At 72.5% G+C, this 15592-nt stretch carries 15 protein-coding genes and 1 pseudogene; 8 read left to right on the forward strand and 8 right to left on the reverse strand.

All coding sequences use genetic code 11. The features are described 5' to 3' along the window. Position 1: 1 nt before the first annotated feature. Together MMA15_RS25520 and MMA15_RS25525 are read right to left on the reverse strand one after the other, a co-directional pair. Positions 2-916 (reverse strand): Sco1979 family transcriptional regulator, encoded by a 915-nt coding sequence (locus tag MMA15_RS25520; RefSeq protein WP_241062511.1) that lies wholly within the window; start codon positions 914-916, stop codon positions 2-4. A gap of 180 nt (positions 917-1096) precedes the next feature. Continuing rightward, positions 1097-1339: a DUF397 domain-containing protein gene (locus MMA15_RS25525; RefSeq protein ID WP_241062512.1), complete on the reverse strand. Its 243-nt coding sequence runs from the start codon at positions 1337-1339 to the stop codon at positions 1097-1099. A 221-nt stretch (positions 1340-1560) separates the two neighbouring features. Between MMA15_RS25525 and MMA15_RS25530 the strand changes: the two genes are divergently transcribed. The 3 genes from MMA15_RS25530 to MMA15_RS25540 all read left to right on the forward strand — a co-directional run bounded on the left by MMA15_RS25530 (position 1561) and on the right by MMA15_RS25540 (position 4610). Next, positions 1561-1764: a hypothetical protein gene (locus MMA15_RS25530; protein ID WP_241062513.1), complete on the forward strand. Its 204-nt coding sequence runs from the start codon at positions 1561-1563 to the stop codon at positions 1762-1764. A 226-nt stretch (positions 1765-1990) separates the two neighbouring features. Continuing rightward, positions 1991-2887: a universal stress protein gene (locus MMA15_RS25535; RefSeq protein WP_241062514.1), complete on the forward strand. Its 897-nt coding sequence runs from the start codon at positions 1991-1993 to the stop codon at positions 2885-2887. A 250-nt stretch (positions 2888-3137) separates the two neighbouring features. After that, positions 3138-4610, forward strand: a complete 1473-nt coding sequence (locus tag MMA15_RS25540; RefSeq protein ID WP_241062515.1) for a dihydrolipoyl dehydrogenase family protein — start codon at positions 3138-3140, stop codon at positions 4608-4610. 82 nt (positions 4611-4692) lie between these two features. Here MMA15_RS25540 and ligD (MMA15_RS25545) read toward each other — a convergent pair whose 3' ends face one another. Next, a complete protein-coding gene (gene ligD / locus MMA15_RS25545; protein WP_241062516.1) occupies positions 4693-5574 on the reverse strand; it encodes a non-homologous end-joining DNA ligase in 882 nt (293 codons plus the stop codon). 216 nt (positions 5575-5790) lie between these two features. Here ligD (MMA15_RS25545) and egtA point away from each other — a divergent pair, with 216 nt between their 5' ends. The 4 genes from egtA (at position 5791) to egtD (ending at position 10810) form a co-directional block, all read left to right on the forward strand. Further along, positions 5791-7029, forward strand: a complete 1239-nt coding sequence (gene egtA / locus MMA15_RS25550) for an ergothioneine biosynthesis glutamate--cysteine ligase EgtA (protein ID WP_241062517.1) — start codon at positions 5791-5793, stop codon at positions 7027-7029. A 366-nt stretch (positions 7030-7395) separates the two neighbouring features. After that, entirely contained in the window at positions 7396-8820 is a 1425-nt protein-coding gene (egtB, locus tag MMA15_RS25555; protein ID WP_241062518.1) for an ergothioneine biosynthesis protein EgtB, read from the forward strand. Then, positions 8820-9815 carry a class II glutamine amidotransferase gene (locus MMA15_RS25560; RefSeq protein ID WP_308290588.1) on the forward strand — a complete coding sequence of 332 codons (996 nt, stop codon included), beginning with the start codon at positions 8820-8822 and terminating at the stop codon, positions 9813-9815. The genes egtB and MMA15_RS25560 overlap by 1 nt, the downstream gene beginning before the upstream one ends. Beyond that, entirely contained in the window at positions 9812-10810 is a 999-nt protein-coding gene (gene egtD / locus MMA15_RS25565; protein ID WP_241062519.1) for an L-histidine N(alpha)-methyltransferase, read from the forward strand. Before MMA15_RS25560 ends, egtD begins: the two co-directional genes overlap by 4 nt. A gap of 56 nt (positions 10811-10866) precedes the next feature. On the opposite strand, the gene MMA15_RS25570 is transcribed toward egtD, so the two are convergent. Continuing rightward, entirely contained in the window at positions 10867-11187 is a 321-nt protein-coding gene (locus tag MMA15_RS25570) for a DUF4190 domain-containing protein (RefSeq protein ID WP_372498374.1), read from the reverse strand. 95 nt (positions 11188-11282) lie between these two features. Next, the gene (locus MMA15_RS25575) at positions 11283-11441 is read right to left on the reverse strand and encodes a hypothetical protein (protein ID WP_241062521.1); all 159 of its coding nucleotides are present in this window, start codon (positions 11439-11441) and stop codon (positions 11283-11285) included. 143 nt (positions 11442-11584) lie between these two features. On the opposite strand from MMA15_RS25575, the gene MMA15_RS25580 reads away from it, so the two are divergent. Then, the gene (locus MMA15_RS25580; protein WP_241062522.1) at positions 11585-12229 is read left to right on the forward strand and encodes a TetR family transcriptional regulator; all 645 of its coding nucleotides are present in this window, start codon (positions 11585-11587) and stop codon (positions 12227-12229) included. A 157-nt stretch (positions 12230-12386) separates the two neighbouring features. Here the strand turns inward: MMA15_RS25580 and MMA15_RS25585 are convergent, their stop codons facing one another. The 3 genes and pseudogenes from MMA15_RS25585 to MMA15_RS25595 form a co-directional block, all read right to left on the reverse strand. Continuing rightward, positions 12387-14033 carry a serine/threonine-protein kinase gene (locus MMA15_RS25585; protein WP_241062523.1) on the reverse strand — a complete coding sequence of 549 codons (1647 nt, stop codon included), beginning with the start codon at positions 14031-14033 and terminating at the stop codon, positions 12387-12389. A gap of 242 nt (positions 14034-14275) precedes the next feature. After that, entirely contained in the window at positions 14276-15289 is a 1014-nt protein-coding gene (gene ligD, locus MMA15_RS25590; protein WP_241062524.1) for a non-homologous end-joining DNA ligase, read from the reverse strand. Between the two features lie 118 nt (positions 15290-15407). Beyond that, positions 15408-15542 (reverse strand): annotated as a pseudogene (locus MMA15_RS25595) (GNAT family N-acetyltransferase); the annotation flags it as partial. Between the last annotated feature and the right edge of the window lie 50 nt (positions 15543-15592).

Below are 15592 nucleotides of genomic sequence, written 5' to 3' on the forward strand. Positions count from 1 at the left end.
GTCAGGTCCGGCCCTCGAAGCGGCTCAGCATCCGCTCCAGGAACTCGACGGTCATGGAGGGCGGTTCGGCGGTGGCGCACAAGCGGTCCATCACCACCATGTAGTTCTCCACCTCTTCGCGCTTCTCCAAGTACAGCGAGGAGGTGAGCTGTTCGAGATAGACGATGTCCGGCAGGTCGGGCTCCTGGAACCGGAGTATCGTCACCGGACCTCCGGCCGCCGCGAGGCCGCCGATCGCGAACGGAGCGATCTGCACCGTGATGTTGGGCTGCTGAGTTGCCCACAGCAACCTCTTGATCTGCTCGCGCATCACATCGGCGCCGCCGAGGGGCCGTTGGAGTGCCGCCTCGTCGACCACGGCCCACAGCTTCGGGCTGTGCGGTCTGGTGAGGATCGCCTGCCGGTCCTGGCGCAGCTCCACGCGGCGCTCGATCTCCTCGGTCGAGGCGCGCGGGTGGCCCAGCCGCATCACGGCCCGTGCGTAGTCCTCCGTCTGCAACAGGCCCGGCACGAACTGCACTTCGTACATGCGGATCACGGAGGCCGCTTCCTCCAGGCCGATCAGCCTGTCGAACCACGGCGACATCACGTCGCTGTACTTCTGCCACCAGCCCGGGGTGTTGGCGTGCCGGGCGAGCACCAGATACTCCTCGCGCTCCTCCCGGTCGGACACCCCGTAGAGGCTGAGCAGGTCGGCGACGTCCCGCTCCTTGCAGCCCACGCGGCCCAGTTCGAGACGGCTGATCTTGGCGTGGGAGCCGCGGATGGCGTCGCCCGCGTCCTCACGGCTGATGCCGCACTCCTCGCGCAGCCTCCGAAGCTGCGTCCCGAGGACGATGCGCAGGATCGTCGGCCCACCGCGCGGATGGTCCAGGATCCGCCTGACCGACGAGTCGCCTTCCCGCTGTGCTGACATCAGGTCTTACCTGCTCCCGTTGAGTAACGAGTCGGGCGCTCAGTGTCCCACTCGTCGAACTGCCCGTACAGTCATGCTCGTTGCACATACCCCGGCCATGTGCCAGTGCCATTGTCAGGCCCGCGCAAGGCCGGGGGAGACGTGCCCCCGTATGTTGTGCTCAGGCTGCGGTGAGCCCGTTCAGCTCTCCGTGGCGAGCAGATCGTCGAAGTCGCCGTCCTTGGCGCCCTGTACGAACGCCGCCATCTCCGCGGGCGTGTAGATCAGCGCGGGGCCCGAGGGGTGGCGCGAGTTGCGCACCGCCACGTGCCCGCCGGGCAGTCCGGCCAGTTCCACGCAGTTGCCGTTGGGATTGCTGCGGGCGCTCTTCCGCCACGCGACGCCCTTGAGGCTGCTCGCCTCGATGCCGTTCTCGATCCGCATTTGGCCTCCGTCTCAGTTCATCTGACAGACCTACGGGGGTCGTTGGCTCAGTACTGTCTCACAGCGGAGCGTTCTTGCATCTGTAATTGCAGATGTACTTGCAGGGGTAAGTGCACACATGGAGAATGGCCACTCGCAGCGGTACTAGAGCGGTGAACATGCCCTGGGGGCACCGCAGTTCGGCTCGGTCCGGCTCATCTGTCGCACACCCTGGAGGCCTTGTGACCTCATACGGATTCGAACCCCCCGCCACGGCAGCGCCGGTCGAGGACCACACCGCCGTCGCCGAGCTCGAACACTGCGACTGGGACGATCCGTTGACGCGTCTTCTGCTGCTGCTGGAGATCGCCGACCGTCCCGCCTGGCTGCGGGAGGTCGCCCGTACCGCCCGTCGCGGCACTGCCGCGCGCCCCTCGGAGGGCTGACCCGGAGGCCGCGTCTCCCGTCGCGTACGGCGTCGCGACACCGCCGTACGCAACGTCTCCTCGCACGCCGTACGGCAGATCTCCGCAGCGCACGCACGTGCCCGCACAAGCTCACCCGGCGTCACCCGAGCCCCCGTCAGCTCCGGGTGCCCCGCCTTCTCCCGGCGTTCGCGCGAATCCCGCACACTGGGACATACGGACGTGCCGACGCGAGGAGAACCCCCAGATGAATGACCACTCCGCAGCCCCTGCCGCCGAAGGCCGCGTGGTCGTCGGCGTCGACGGATCAGAGTCTTCGCTGCGCGCCCTCGACATGGCCGCCGAGGAGGCCGGCCGCCGGGGCGCGACCTTGGAGCTGGTGTACTCGGCCGGATGGCCGCGCCGTTCGCGGGTCCCCGTGACGGAGAGCGACACCGAACGCATGCGGGCCGCGGGAGCGGCGGTGCTGGACGAGGCCGGGAAGCGCGCACACGAGCATGTGCCGGGGCTGCGCGTCGTCGCTCAGATCCACACCGAGGCGCTCGCCGCCGACGTACTCGTCAAGGCGAGCCGTACCGCCGCCCTGACCGTGGTCGGCACCCGGGGGCACGGCGGATTCGCCGGTCTGCTCGTCGGCTCCGTGAGCCTCCGCGTCGCCACCCACTGCGAGGGCCCGCTGCTGGTCGTGGGCGACAGCCGCAGGGACGGCCCCACCGAACGAGGCAGCGTACTGGTGGGCATGCACACCCAGAACGACGAGGCCGCGCTGCGCTTCGGCTTCGAGGAGGCAGCCCGCCGCTCTTCCCCCCTGCGGGCGCTGCATGTCTGGAACCAGCCGCGCATGCCCGGCAGGCTCCAACTGCCGCCCAGCGAGGCACGGAAGGCCAAGGCCGCCGCCGAGGAGCAGGTGAGCAAGATGGCCGAGCCCGTCGGCAAGGAGTACCCCGGCGTGGAGTTCACCGCCGAGGAGCAGGGCGGCAGTCCGGCCGCCACCCTCATCGAGGCCAGCCGCGCCGCCGACCTGCTCGTCATCGCCGTACACCGGCGGCAGCGGCGCCTCGGGTTGCAGCTCGGGCCCGTCGCGCACGCGGTGCTGCACCACGCACACTGCCCGGTCGTGCTCACGCCGGCCACGGTGGGCTGACATACGGGGGTGCGGTGCGGGCTTCCGCGGGGCACGTTCCGGGCGGCACCGTGGCACGGGCGCCGCCGGCGGAGGCCGCGTCGAGCGCCCGTGCCGCGCCCCGGGCCCAGCCGCGTACGGCCAATACGCCGCGTGCGCCACCCGCGTAATCCGGCACCCCCGCAACGGTCCCGTACGGCCTCGCGGGCCGTTTACGAGCAGCGCTCGCGCGCACCCGCAGCACCCCAGCACCCAGCACGTGGAGGCCGACATGACACGCTCCGAAGCGACCGCTTCGACGACCGGCACCCCGGAGGCCGACGAGTACGACGTCATCGTCATCGGCGCGGGCCCGGTGGGGGAGAACGTCGCCGAGCGGGCACACGCCAACGGCCTGAGCGCGGTCGTCGTCGAGACGGAACTCGTCGGCGGCGAGTGCTCCTACTGGGCCTGCATGCCCAGCAAGGCGCTGCTGCGCCCCATGGCCGCGCTCGCCGACGCCCGCCGTGTCGAGGGCGCCTCGCAGGCGGTGCGCGGCTCCCTCGACGCCGACGCCGTACTGGCCCGGCGCACCGCCTTCACCTCGGACTGGCAGGACGGCGGCCAGGTCGACTGGCTGGACTCGGTCGCGGTGGACCTCCGACGAGGGCGTGCCCGCCTCGACGGCCCCCGCCGGGTGAAGATCGAGGCCCCGGACGGCTCGACGCACACCCTCACCGCCCGCCACGCCGTCGCCGTCTGCACGGGCAGCCGCGCCGCGCTGCCGGACCTTCCGGGCATCGAGGAGGCACGGCCGTGGACGAGCCGCGAGGCGACCGCGTCCAAGGAGGTGCCCGGACGGCTCGCCGTCGTCGGCGGGGGAGTGGTCGGCGCGGAGATGGCCGTCGCCTGGCGGGCGCTCGGAGCCGAAGTGACCATGCTCGTACGGGGGGAGCGGCTGCTGCCCCGCATGGAGCCGTTCGCGGGTGAACTCGTCGCGGAGGCGCTGACGGAGGCCGGAGCCGAGGTGCGTACGGGCGTCTCCGTGGAGAGCCTGCGACGGCCGTCCACGGACCGTCCCGTGACGCTCGCGCTCAGCGACGGCGGGCAACTGGAGGCCGACGAGGTGCTCTTCGCCACCGGCCGCAGACCGCGCACCGAGGACCTGGGCCTGGAGACGGTGGGCTGCGAGCCGGGTAGCTGGCTGACGGTCGACGACACCTGCCGGGTGAAGGACGTGCACGGCGGCTGGCTCTACGCCGTTGGGGACGCCAACGGCCGCGCCCTCCTCACTCATCAGGGCAAGTACCAGGCGCGGATCGCCGGCGCCGCCATCGGTGCGCGTGCCGCGGGCGTACCGCTGCTGGAGACCGACCGCTGGGGCGCGCACGCGGCGACGGCCGACCACGAAGCCGTGCCCCAGGTCGTCTTCACCGACCCCGAGGCGGCGTCCGTGGGGCTGACCGCCGAGGACGCCGAGCGGCGCGGGCTGCGGGTGCGGGCGGTCGACCTGGAGATGGGGGAGGTCGCCGGTGCGGCCCTGTACGCCGACGGCTACCGGGGGCGTGCCCGCATGGTCGTCGACCTCGACCGCGAAGTGCTCGTGGGCGTCACCTTCGTGGGGCCGGGCGTCAGCGAGCTGCTGCACTCGGCGACCGTCGCCGTCGCCGGGGAGGTGCCGGTGGAGCGGCTGTGGCACGCGGTTCCCTCGTATCCGACGATCAGCGAGGTGTGGCTGCGGCTGCTGGAGACGTACAGGGGCTGACGCGGGCAGCCTTTCGACGGCCCGGAAGCGGCCAGTGCGAACGGTGCGACTCGTGCGACTCGCGATTCGGCAGGGCCCGGGTTCACAGCAGGTCCGAGAGGCGCCGGTCCGCCGCCTTCACGGACCTGCCGCGTGTGCTCACCCTCGCCCAAGGGTCGGCCTCCCGCAGCCGGTCGCCGATGTTGCGTACGTTCCAGCGGTCGGGCCGGAGTCCGGGGTCGTCCAGCTCCGACCAGCCGACGGGCGTGGCGACGGGTGCGCCCGGCCTCGCCCGTACCGAGTAGGGCGCCACGGCCGTCTGCGCATAGGCGTTGCGCTGGATGTCGAGATAGACACGGTCGCCGCGGTCGGCCTTGCGCGGCTCGTCGGTGAGGCGGTCCGGATGGCGCGACACCAGCAGTCGGGAGACGCGCCGGGCGAAGGCCCGCACGGTGTCGAAGTCCGACTTGCGGTCCAGGGCGGCGATGACGTGCAGCCCGCGTGAGCCCGTCGTCATGAGCTGGGTGGGCAGTTCCACCTTCTCCAGCAGGCCGCCCACGCACGAGGCCGCCCATCGGACGTCCTCGAAGTCCGCGTCGCCGCTGGGGTCGAGGTCGAAGACGAGCAGGTCCGGTTCGTCGGGACGGTCGGTCTTCGAAAGCCACCGGTGCGGTGTGACGCAGGCCTGCCCCGCGAGATAGACCAGCGTGTCGGCGTTGTCGCAGACCGCGTGCCGCACCGTGCCGCCCTCCTTGGGCAGTTCGGCGGTGTGGACCCAGTCGGGGAAGTAGTCGGGGACGTTCTTCTGCATCAGCGGTTTCCCGCCGATGCCGTCCGGATGGCGCTCCATCATCAGTGCGCGTCCACGCAGCCTCGGTGTCGCGCGGGGCGCCACCCGCCGGTAGTGGCGGGCGAGTTCGCTCTTGGTGATCCCGTCGTCGGGGAAGAGCACCTTCTCGGGCCTGCTGATCTCGATGTCCTTCACGACGGGACGAGTTGACCGCTCCGAGCAGCGCAAACCGGCCCGCGCCGCCGCCTTGTCCCGCCGCCGCGGAGGGCGCCCGCCGCCCCGCTCGACCGGGCCGCCGCTTCACCCCGGCCGACACTGCCGTCTTGCGCGCGGCGCACGGGCGAAGGAGGCTCGGACCCTCAGGACTTACGCACACGCACCGCTCCGTATCCGACAGGAGGCACCGGAAGCATGGATGCCGTGCTGAACGAGGACGAAGCAGCCGCGTACGTAGGGGGGATCTGCTTCAAGACGGGTCCGCCGCGCAGGGTCGGAGTGGAGCTGGAATGGCTCGTACGCGACCGGTCCGCGCCGTCCCGTGCCGTGCCGGCGGGCAGGCTGGAGAAGGCGCTCGCCCCGCTGTGGACCCGTGGTCTGCCGGGAGGAAGCAGACTCACCAGGGAACCCGGCGGACAGCTCGAAGTCTCCTCACCGCCGGGCGAGACGCTCGCCGAGTGCGTCGCCACCACCGCCGCCGATCTGACCGTGCTGCGCAATCGCGTGCGCGGCTCCGGCGCGCTCCTCTACGGACGGGGACTCGATCCGTATCTCAGCCCGCCGAGGGTGCTGGAGGACCCCCGATACCGCGCCATGGAGGCGCACTTCGACCGTTGTGGCCCCTGGGGCCGGATGATGATGAGGGCCACCGCCGCCGTGCAGGTCAGCGTGGACGCCGGTGACGATTCCGACGGGCCCACCGGCTACCGCCACCGCTGGCGCCTCGCCCACCGGCTCGGCCCCGTACTGGTGGCGGCTTTCGCCAACTCCCCGCTGTGGCGCTCTCGTCCGACCGGCTGGGTCTCCACCCGGCAGAGCGTGTGGGCGCGTGCCGACCCCGGACGCACCAGACCGCCGCAGGCGCACAGCGACCCCCGCGAGGGATGGGCGCGCTACGCCCTCGACGCCGAACTGCTGTGTCTGCGCCGCGATCCGCCCGCCGAGTGGACTGCGCCGCCCAGGCTCTCCTTCCGCGCTTGGCTCAAGGGCGCACACCGGGAACGCCCGCCCACCCGCGACGACCTCGACTACCACCTCGGCACGCTCTTCCCTCCCGTACGGCCGCGCGGCTGGCTGGAGTTGCGGATGATCGACGCCCAGTGCGGCGACGGCTGGATCGCGGCGACCGCCGTCGCCGCGACGCTGCTGGACGATCCGAAGGCCGCCGAGACCGCGTGGAGCGCGACGGAACCCCTGGAGCGCGACGAGTCGGTGTGGCAGCGGGCGGCCCGGGACGGTCCCGCCGATCCGCTGCTCGGCCGGGCCGTACGAGAGTGCGTCGCGGCGGCCGAGTCCGCGCTGTCGCGCAACGACCACGGCGGCCTGATCCACAGCTCCGTGCTCGAGTTCGCCGAACGCTACTCCGAGCGCGGACGCTGCCCGGCACACGACCAACTGGACGCCATGCGCGGCCTGGACACGATGCGGGACTGAGGCTCCGTGCGCGACCGGGACGCCATGACCGACGCCATGACCGGAACGCCATGGCCCGGTGGACGTGATGACCGGGTGGACGTGGTGAGCGACCCGGACGCCGTGCGCGGCGGTGGCCGACGGCCGGTCCGCGCCCCGGCGTCCGGGCCCCGCGGTTCGCCGCGCCGTGCCGTCCGTCGTTCCTCGTACGCCTGTCGCCCCTTGCCCTTCGCACTGCGCCTTCGCCCTGCGCCCGGACACGCGCCGAGGACCGCGAGCCCGGCGTGAACGGACTTGAAGCCGAGGTGCGCGAGCCGTGGGCACGGAGCCGGACACCCGGAGCCGTGCACCGCGAGCCGCGCGCCCCTGGAGAGGAGAGACCCGAAGATGCCCGAACACACACCCGCGGCGGCCACCACCGGCGGCACCGGCTACACGGAGGCGCGCCGTCGCGGGACCGGCCGCACCGGGACCGATACGGCCGCCGACGCGGCGGCGCACGACAGCCGTGAGCGTGCGCGTGCCGCCCTGGAACGCGCCCGGCGGCGCACCGCCGCTCTCACCGACTGTCTGGACGAGGGCGAACTGACCGCGCAGCACTCCAAGTTGATGTCGCCGCTCGCCTGGGACCTGGCGCACATCGGGAACCAGGAGGACATCTGGCTGGTGCGCGCGGCCGGCGGCAGCGACGGAGTGCGGCCCGATCTGGACACCGTCTACGACGCGTTCCAGACGCCTCGCGCCGACCGGCCGGGCCTGCCGATGCTCTCGCCCGAGGCGGCACGCGAGTACATCGCACGGGTGCGGGACCGAGCGCTTGAGGTCCTCGGCTCTCCGGCGCCCGACGGCGCCGATCCCGCGCTCTTCGAGGGCGACTTCGTCTTCGGGATGGTCGCCCAGCACGAGCAGCAGCACGACGAGACCATGCTCGCCACGCACCAGTTGCGCCGTGGCCCCGCCGTGCTCGACGCTCCCGATCCGCCCGCGCCCACCTCCAGGGCGACGGACGAGAGGCACGGCGAAGTCCACGTCCCCGCGGGGCCGTTCACGATGGGCACCTCCGACGAGCCCTGGGCGCTGGACAACGAGCGTCCCGCGCACACCGTCGACGTGGCGGCCTTCGACCTGGACGAGGTGCCGGTCACCAACGGCGCCTTCATGCGCTTCATCGAGGACGGCGGCTATCGCGACGAGCGCTGGTGGCATCCCGACGGCTGGGCGTATGTGCGGAAGGCCGAGCTGGGCGCGCCGCTGTTCTGGCGCCGGGACGGCGGTAGCTGGACGCGCCGCCGGTTCGGCTACGTCGAGCGCGTACCGCCCAACGAGCCGGTGATGCACGTGTGCTGGTACGAGGCCGACGCCTTCGCCCGCTGGTCCGGCCGCAGGCTGCCGACCGAGGCCGAGTGGGAGAAGGCGGCACGCCACGACCCGGAGACCGGAGAGTCCCGACGCTTTCCGTGGGGCGACGGCGAACCCGACGAAGGCCGCGCCAACCTCGGTCAGCGGCACCTGCGTCCCGCGCCGGCCGGTGCCTACCACGCCGGTGCCGCACCTTGCGGTGCGCGGCAGCTCATCGGCGACGTGTGGGAGTGGACGGCCTCCGAGTTCACCGGCTATCCGGGCTTCACAGCGTTCCCGTACCGCGAGTACTCGGAGGTCTTCTTCGACAGCGGCTACAAGGTGCTGCGCGGCGGCTCGTTCGGCACCGACGAGGTCGCCTGCCGGGGCACGTTCCGCAACTGGGACCTGCCGGTGCGCCGTCAGATCTTCGCGGGCTTCCGCACCGCGCGCAGCAGCGGGGGAGCGGACTGATGTGCCGCCATCTCGCCTATCTGGGGCCGCAGTCGACGCTCGCCGACATCGTGCTCGCCCCGCCCCATGGCCTCTACGAGCAGTCGTGGGCGCCCCGCATGCAGCGGCACGGGACGGTCAACGCCGATGGTTTCGGGCTGGGCTGGTATCCCGAGCCCCGGGCTGAGCATCGGCCGCCGACCGGGCCGGAAGCGGCGGCCGGACCCGGCGCCTCACCGTCCGGAGAGGAGATCCCCGCCCGCTACCGCCGCGCCGTCCCCGTATGGGCGGACCCCAACCTGCGGGACCTGGCAAGAGCCGTACGCAGCACGGCGGTTCTCGCCGCCGTGCGCGACGCCACCGAGGGCACGGCGCAGGACGAGACCGCGGCGGCGCCGTACGCCGACGGGCGGCTGCTCTTCAGTCACAACGGCGCAGTACGGGACTGGGAGCGCCTTGTCGAGGACCTGGACGAGCCGATGGAACCGGCCGGCCTGCTGGCGCTGGAGGCCCGCTGCGACTCCGCGCTGCTGTGGGCACTGCTCATCCGGCGGGTCCGCGCGGGGGAGCCGGTGGAGGACGCACTGGCCTGGCTCGCGGCGGGCGTCGGGGAGATACGCCCCGGCGCCCGGCTCAACTTCCTCCTCACGGACGGCCGTACGATCTGGGCCACCCGCCGCGGCGACACCCTCTGGTACCGCACGGGGCCGGGAAGCGTGCGTGTCGCCTCCGAGCCGGACGCCGCTCTGCCCGAGCCCGGGCCCGAGCCCGGCCCCGCGACCCCGTTCGGGCCCGGCGCTGGTCCCGTGACCGCGTCAGCCTCCGCCCCCGTACCCGCGTACGAATCGGGGACGGACGCGGACCCGGAGCACGGCTGGCAGGAGGTGCCCGAGGAGTCGCTGCTCGTGGCCACCGTCTCGTCCGTACGTACCGTCCCGCTGGTCCACGCCGCCGGACGCCCACCGGCACAGCTCCACGGAGGCGTCGACGGCATCCACGCAAGGAGAACCTCATGACGGGCCGTTTCGAGCTGAACCGCCGTCTGTCCGACGGCTACTTCACCGACACCCTCCACACCGACGTGCTCAAGGGCCTGACGGGCCGCCCCAAGTCGCTGCCGCCGAAGTGGTTCTACGACGCACGCGGAAGTGAACTCTTCGAAGAGATCACGAAGTTGCCCGAGTACTACCCGACGCGTGCCGAGCATTCCATTCTCGCCGTGCGGTGCGACGAGATCGCCTCGGCCACGGGCGCGCGCACGCTCGTCGAGCTGGGCTCCGGATCGTCCCGTAAGACGCGGATGCTGCTGGACGCCCTGCTGCGGCACGGCACCCTGGAGTCGTATGCGGCGCTCGACGTGAGCGCGGACGCACTGCGCGAGGCCGGCGACCGGCTGTGCCGGGAGTATCCGGACCTCAAGGTCACCGGCTGCGTCACCGACCTCGACAGCGACCTCGGACTGCCCGACGACGCGCCCGGGCCGCGGCTCGTGGCCTTCCTGGGCGGCACTCTCGGCAACCTCGACGGCGACGCGCGGCCCGCTTTCTACGCCGCGCTGCGAGGCGAACTGCGGTCCGGCGACGCCCTGTTGCTCGGTGCCGACCTGGTGAAGGACCCGGCGGTGCTCGTACCGGCGTACGACGACGCGCAGGGCGTGACCGCCGAGTTCGACAAGAATCTGCTGCGGGTGCTGAACCGCGAACTGGGCGCGCGGTTCGACCCGGACGCCTTCGAGCACGCAGCGGTGTGGAACGAGGGCGAGGAACGCGTCGAGATGCGGCTGCGTTCCCGCATCGCGCAGACGGTGGAGCTGCCCGCGCTGGAGGCGGCGGCCGAGTTCGAGGCGGGCGAGGAGATGCTCACCGAGATCGCGGTGAAGTTCCGCCGCGAGTCGCTCACCGCCGAACTGGCCCGCGCGGGCTTCGGGTTGAGCCACTGGTGGACGGACGAGGAGGAGCGCTTCGCGCTCCTCCTGGCCGAGCCGGTGCGGGACGGGCGGTCGCCGATGTAGCGGCTCCACGCGGCGGCCCGGCGGCCGTGCGGCCCTGTGGCCGGTGATGCTCCAGGTCAGCCGGTGATGCTCCAGGAGAACGTCTGGTCGGCGGCGGCGACGGCGACGAGTACGGCCAAGTCCGCGGCGCCGAGAGCCAGCCCGAACACGGCACGGCCACGGCGCGTGGTGCCGCGCGCCAGGGCCAGCCCGGCGAGCACCAGCGCGCACGGGCCGAGCACGAGGTTGAAGACGAGCAGCCCGGCGAGGCCCATCACGAAGGAGGCGACGGCCATGCCGTCGGCGTCCCGTACCCGTGCGGCGAGGGCGGAGCGCGGTGCGCGGCCCTCCTCGCCGGCGCCGCCCCTTCCGGCTCCGGCGGCTTCGGCGCCGGAGATGCCGGGCGTCTCGTTCTCTTGGGGCACGTCGCCTCCGTCGCGGCTGCCCGGACGCGAAGTCCCGGGCCGGACAAGCGTGTTGATGGCGTTCATGGTCAGCTCCCCGGACGGTGGTGCTTGCGCTCACGGACGGCGAAGACGAGCAGCCAGGCGCCGATGGCGGCGGCTGCGGCGAACGTCGCCGGGAGCGGGATGTGCGCCGCGGTGCCCACCAGGAGCCCCAGCAGGAGGAACGCGGCAACGATGAACAGCATGTCTGCCCTTTCGTCTGGGAGGGCCGGCGGCCGCTCTCCGGTCCTCCGCCTCTCCACTTCTCAGTGAACAATTGGGATTACAACTGTTCACTGAGAACAGCTTACCTTGGCGCAAGACCGCAAACACCTGTTTACTCAATGACATGAGCCACACCCCCGCACCCGCACCGACCGCCCGCGAGGCCCAGAAGGCCAGGACCCGCCGCGCGCTGCTCGACGCGGGGCTGCGGCTGCTGGAGCACCAGAGCCTCAGCAGCCTCGGCCTGCGCGAGGTGACCCGTGTGGTCGGCGTGGCACCGGCCGCCTTCTACCGGCACTTCAGAGACATGAGCGATCTGGGCGTCGCCCTCGTCGAGGAGTCGCTCGGCAGCCTCCACGGGGTCGTACAGGAGATCCTCGCCGGACCCGCCGACGAGGCCGCACGCATCGACCGCACCGTCTCCGCGATCGCCCGCTACGTACGCGAGCACCCCACGCACATCCGCTTCGTCGTACGGGAGCGCCATGGCGGTGTCCCTGCCGTACGGGCCGCCATAGGCGCGGAGTTGGACCGCTTCGCCGGCGAGGTCGCCGATGCGCTCGCCGCCGACGAGGTGTCGCGGGGCTGGAGTCCGCAGGACATGCGGATGCTCGGCGAACTCTTCGTCGACCACATGGTGATGACGGCCTCGGCCTTCCTCGACGCGGCCATGGGCGAGGGCCCGGATGAGGGCACCGTAGCCGCCACGGCACGCCGTCAGCTCCAGCTCATCAGCACCGGACGCAGACACTGGCACGACGAGGACTGAGCAAGTCCCTGGCACCCGAGGGGGGATCGCGGTCACGGGCCTCAACGGGCATGCGCTGCCCGGCAGTCGGCCGGAGGAGTCGACCGAGGGCCCTGGACCGGCCGGTCCCGTCCGCGACCGAAGGCCGTGGCCCGGTCCCGTCCGGTCCGCCCGCCGGTCAGCCTCCCGGTGTGACGCGGAAGGTCTTCACCGCCATGTCGAAGTACTGCTTCGCCTTGCCCCATTCGGCGTCCGGCGCCGAGAGGTAGAGGGCGTAGTGCCGCTCTCCCTCCTTGCCGAAGCCGAGGTCAACGGCGTGGTACGGGCGTGCCCTGCCCTGCCAGGTGTACTCCCAGATGGCCGCCTTGCGGCCCTGGTAAGTCGTGGCGTTCATACGGAGGTTCTGATAGCCGGGGGACTTCGCGCGCACCTGCGGTTCGAGCTGCCTCCAGTGCCGCAGCGGGCTGCCGCCCGCGAAGTCCAGCACGCTGAACTTCAGCCCCGTACGACCCGAGGGAGCGAGATAGTCCGCCTGCTGTCCGCCCGGCTGCGCCTGCCGCCGCCAGCCCTTGGGCACGTCGACGGAGAAGCCGAGCTTGTCCTTGACCCGGCGAAAGCCGTCGGCCACGGGCGGACGGGGCGGAGGACCCGTGTGCGAGGGGCCCGCCGTGTGGGAGGCGGACGGTCGCGGGCCGCCCGGACCCTTCCCGGGGCCCTGCCCATGCTGCGTCAGCCACCACGCGCCGCCCGTCACGCCCGCGAGAGCCACCACCGCGGACACGGCCCAGGCCACGGCGCGCGAGCCGCGCGCCGGGCTCGGCGGACGGCCGTCCGCCGTCGCGCCCGGTGAGGGCCGAGGTGCGGGGCCCGGTTCGGTCGCCGTCTGGGCAGTGCGCTGCTCCCGGCCGTCCGCGACCGGCCCCTGGCCGTTGCCCGCTCCGCCAGGCACACGACGCCCGTCACCCTCGCCGGACGCCGACCACGGGGCGGACGACGGCATCGCCACCGTGCCCGACGCGCTCGCCAGCCACTCCTCCGCCCGCTCCAGGGTCAGGCGCTCTTCGGCGTCCTTCCGCAGCAGACTCTCGATCAACTCGCCCAGCGCACCGGCCTGTTCCATCGGACGCGGAGGCTCGCTCGCCGTCGCGTACGCCGTCTCCACCCACGTGCTCCTGCGGAACGGCGCCACGCCCTCGACTGCCTCGTAGAGCGTCGCCCCGAGCGCCCAGGCGTCGGCGGCCGGTCCGGACTCGCCGCCCTGCATCCGTTCCGGCGCCGCGTAGTCGATGCTTCCCACGAACTCACCGGTGCGCGTGAGCGTGGTCGTGCCGGAGGCGGCGGCGATGCCGAAGTCGGTGAGTACGATGCGCTCCCCGTCGTCCGAGAGCAGCACGTTGGCGGGCTTCACATCACGGTGCAGCACTCCCGCCGCATGGGCGGCCCGCAGCGCCGAGGCCATCGCCGCTCCCGTGCGGGCCGCGGCCCCGGGCGTCAACGGACCGTCCTCGCGCAGCACATCGCTCAGCGAACGCGAAGGCACGTACTCCATGACGATGCAGGGCAGGCCCTCGTCCTCGACCACGTCGTGCACGACGATGACGCCGGGATGGCTGATCCGCGCGGCACTTCGCGCCTCGCGCCGCGTGCGCTCGTAGAGCCGCGCACGCTCGTCGTCCTCCAAGTGCGGCGGCACATGCAGCTTCTTCACTGCGACGCGGCGGTCCAGCAGCGCGTCCTGCGCCAGCCACACCGTGCCCATGCCCCCGCGGCCGAGCTGCCGGGAGAGCCGGTACCTCCCCGCCAGCAGCCGGTCCTCGTCGGTCACTCGAACTCCCGGTCCCGTCCCCCTGGTACACCCGTTTCAGGGGTGAACCCTAGCCGCCCGCACCGCTGTTGTGACCGCCGACCGTCCAGCCCGTACCGCAGGGGCGGCCGATTCCCGCCCTGCGCAGGGGAGTCGAGGGCGCACGCTCCCGTTCAGCCGCCGGTGAGCTTCGCCCCGTTCAGCCTCGTGCGCTCGCTCGGTCTTCGGTGCGCTCGCCCGGCCGTCGGTGCGATCCGCCGCGCTCAATCGCCGGTGCGCTTCGCCCTGCTCGGCTGTACGCGCTTGGGCTCGCCCTTCACCTTGGGGTGCTCGGGCGGATAGGGGAGGTCGCCGAGTCCGTGCTCGCTCTCGTCCCTCGCGGCGAGTTCCAGCGCGGCGTCCAGCCGGCAGGGGTGCGCGTCCATCTCCGCGTGTACGTCGCCGACTTCGGCGTACCGCAGCGGCATCGTCACCACGTCGAAGTCGTCGGGGTGCGCACTGCCCAGCTCGTCCCAGCGCAGCGGCGCCGAGACGGTGGCCCGCGGGTTCGGGCGTACGGAGTAGGCACTGGCGATGGTGCGGTCGCGTGCCGTCTGGTTGTAGTCGACGAAGATGCGGCTGCCGCGCTCCTCCTTCCACCACGCGGTGGTGACACGGGAGGGGTCGCGGCGCTCCAGCTCGCGGCCGACGGCGATGGCGGCCCGGCGCACCTGGGCGAAGTTCCACTCGGGCACGATCGGCACGAACACGTGCAGGCCGCGTCCGCCCGAAGTCTTCGGCCAGCCCCGCAGCCCCAACTCCTCCAGCAGCGGCCGCAGTTGCTGCGCGGCCCGCACGGCGTCGCCGAAGTCCGTGCCCGGCTGCGGGTCGAGGTCGATGCGCAGCTCGTCGGGGTGGTCGGTGTCGGCGCGGCGCACCGGCCAGGGGTGGAACGTCAGACAGCCCAGGTTCGCCGCCCACAGCACCGCGGCGGGGCCGGTGGGGCAGATCTCGTCCGCGTGCCGTCCGCTGGGGAAGCTGATCCGAGCGGTGGGAATCCACTCGGGAAGGTTCTTCGGCGCCCGCTTCTGGAAGAACGACTCGCCGCCGACGCCCTCCGGGTAGCGCTCCAGCGTCGTGGGCCGCTCGTGCAGCGCGCAGGCCGCGCCGTCCGCGACGGTCAGGTAGTAGCGGGCGACGTCGAGCTTGGTGAGCCCGCGCTCCGGGAAGTAGACCTTGTCCGGGTTGGACAGCCGTACCTGCCGCCCGCCGACCGTCAGTTCCACCGCCTCACCCATGCCGCCACGCTATGCGGGCCTGCGGCGGGGCGCCTCCCGGCGGACGGTAAAGCTTTCCGCGGGGGAGCGGCCGTCAAAGCCTGCGAAGGGCCTCGTGGCCTGGGCCCGGACCGGCCGCGGACAGGCCGTCGATCCACGCCGTCCGGTCGGCACGCAGCGCGTCGACGAGGTCGGCCTCCCGGGCGGTCGGGAAGGCGGAGAGGTGGACGCCGGGCACGGCGGAGACGTCGGCGACGGTCTCGGCGCGAGTGATCGGGCGGGCCGGGCGGAACGATCGTTCATGACGGTCCACGACCCTCACGG

The organism is Streptomyces marispadix, from assembly GCF_022524345.1.
In the GTDB taxonomy this organism is placed as follows: domain Bacteria; phylum Actinomycetota; class Actinomycetes; order Streptomycetales; family Streptomycetaceae; genus Streptomyces; species Streptomyces marispadix.

What these genes read in the sequence shown, in the direction of transcription:
- egtD (WP_241062519.1), top strand. Translation starts at nt 9,812, where the DNA reads ATGACGGGCCGTTTCGAGCTGAACCGCCGTCTGTCCGACGGCTACTTC.
- egtB (WP_241062518.1), top strand. Translation starts at nt 7,396, where the DNA reads ATGCCCGAACACACACCCGCGGCGGCCACCACCGGCGGCACCGGCTAC.
- MMA15_RS25580 (WP_241062522.1), top strand. Translation starts at nt 11,585, where the DNA reads ATGAGCCACACCCCCGCACCCGCACCGACCGCCCGCGAGGCCCAGAAG.
- MMA15_RS25560 (WP_308290588.1), top strand. Translation starts at nt 8,820, where the DNA reads ATGTGCCGCCATCTCGCCTATCTGGGGCCGCAGTCGACGCTCGCCGAC.
- MMA15_RS25520 (WP_241062511.1), bottom strand. Translation starts at nt 916, where the DNA reads ATGTCAGCACAGCGGGAAGGCGACTCGTCGGTCAGGCGGATCCTGGAC.
- MMA15_RS25525 (WP_241062512.1), bottom strand. Translation starts at nt 1,339, where the DNA reads ATGCGGATCGAGAACGGCATCGAGGCGAGCAGCCTCAAGGGCGTCGCG.
- MMA15_RS25535 (WP_241062514.1), top strand. Translation starts at nt 1,991, where the DNA reads ATGAATGACCACTCCGCAGCCCCTGCCGCCGAAGGCCGCGTGGTCGTC.
- MMA15_RS25540 (WP_241062515.1), top strand. Translation starts at nt 3,138, where the DNA reads ATGACACGCTCCGAAGCGACCGCTTCGACGACCGGCACCCCGGAGGCC.
- MMA15_RS25575 (WP_241062521.1), bottom strand. Translation starts at nt 11,441, where the DNA reads ATGCTGTTCATCGTTGCCGCGTTCCTCCTGCTGGGGCTCCTGGTGGGC.
- egtA (WP_241062517.1), top strand. Translation starts at nt 5,791, where the DNA reads ATGGATGCCGTGCTGAACGAGGACGAAGCAGCCGCGTACGTAGGGGGG.
- ligD (WP_241062524.1), bottom strand. Translation starts at nt 15,289, where the DNA reads ATGGGTGAGGCGGTGGAACTGACGGTCGGCGGGCGGCAGGTACGGCTG.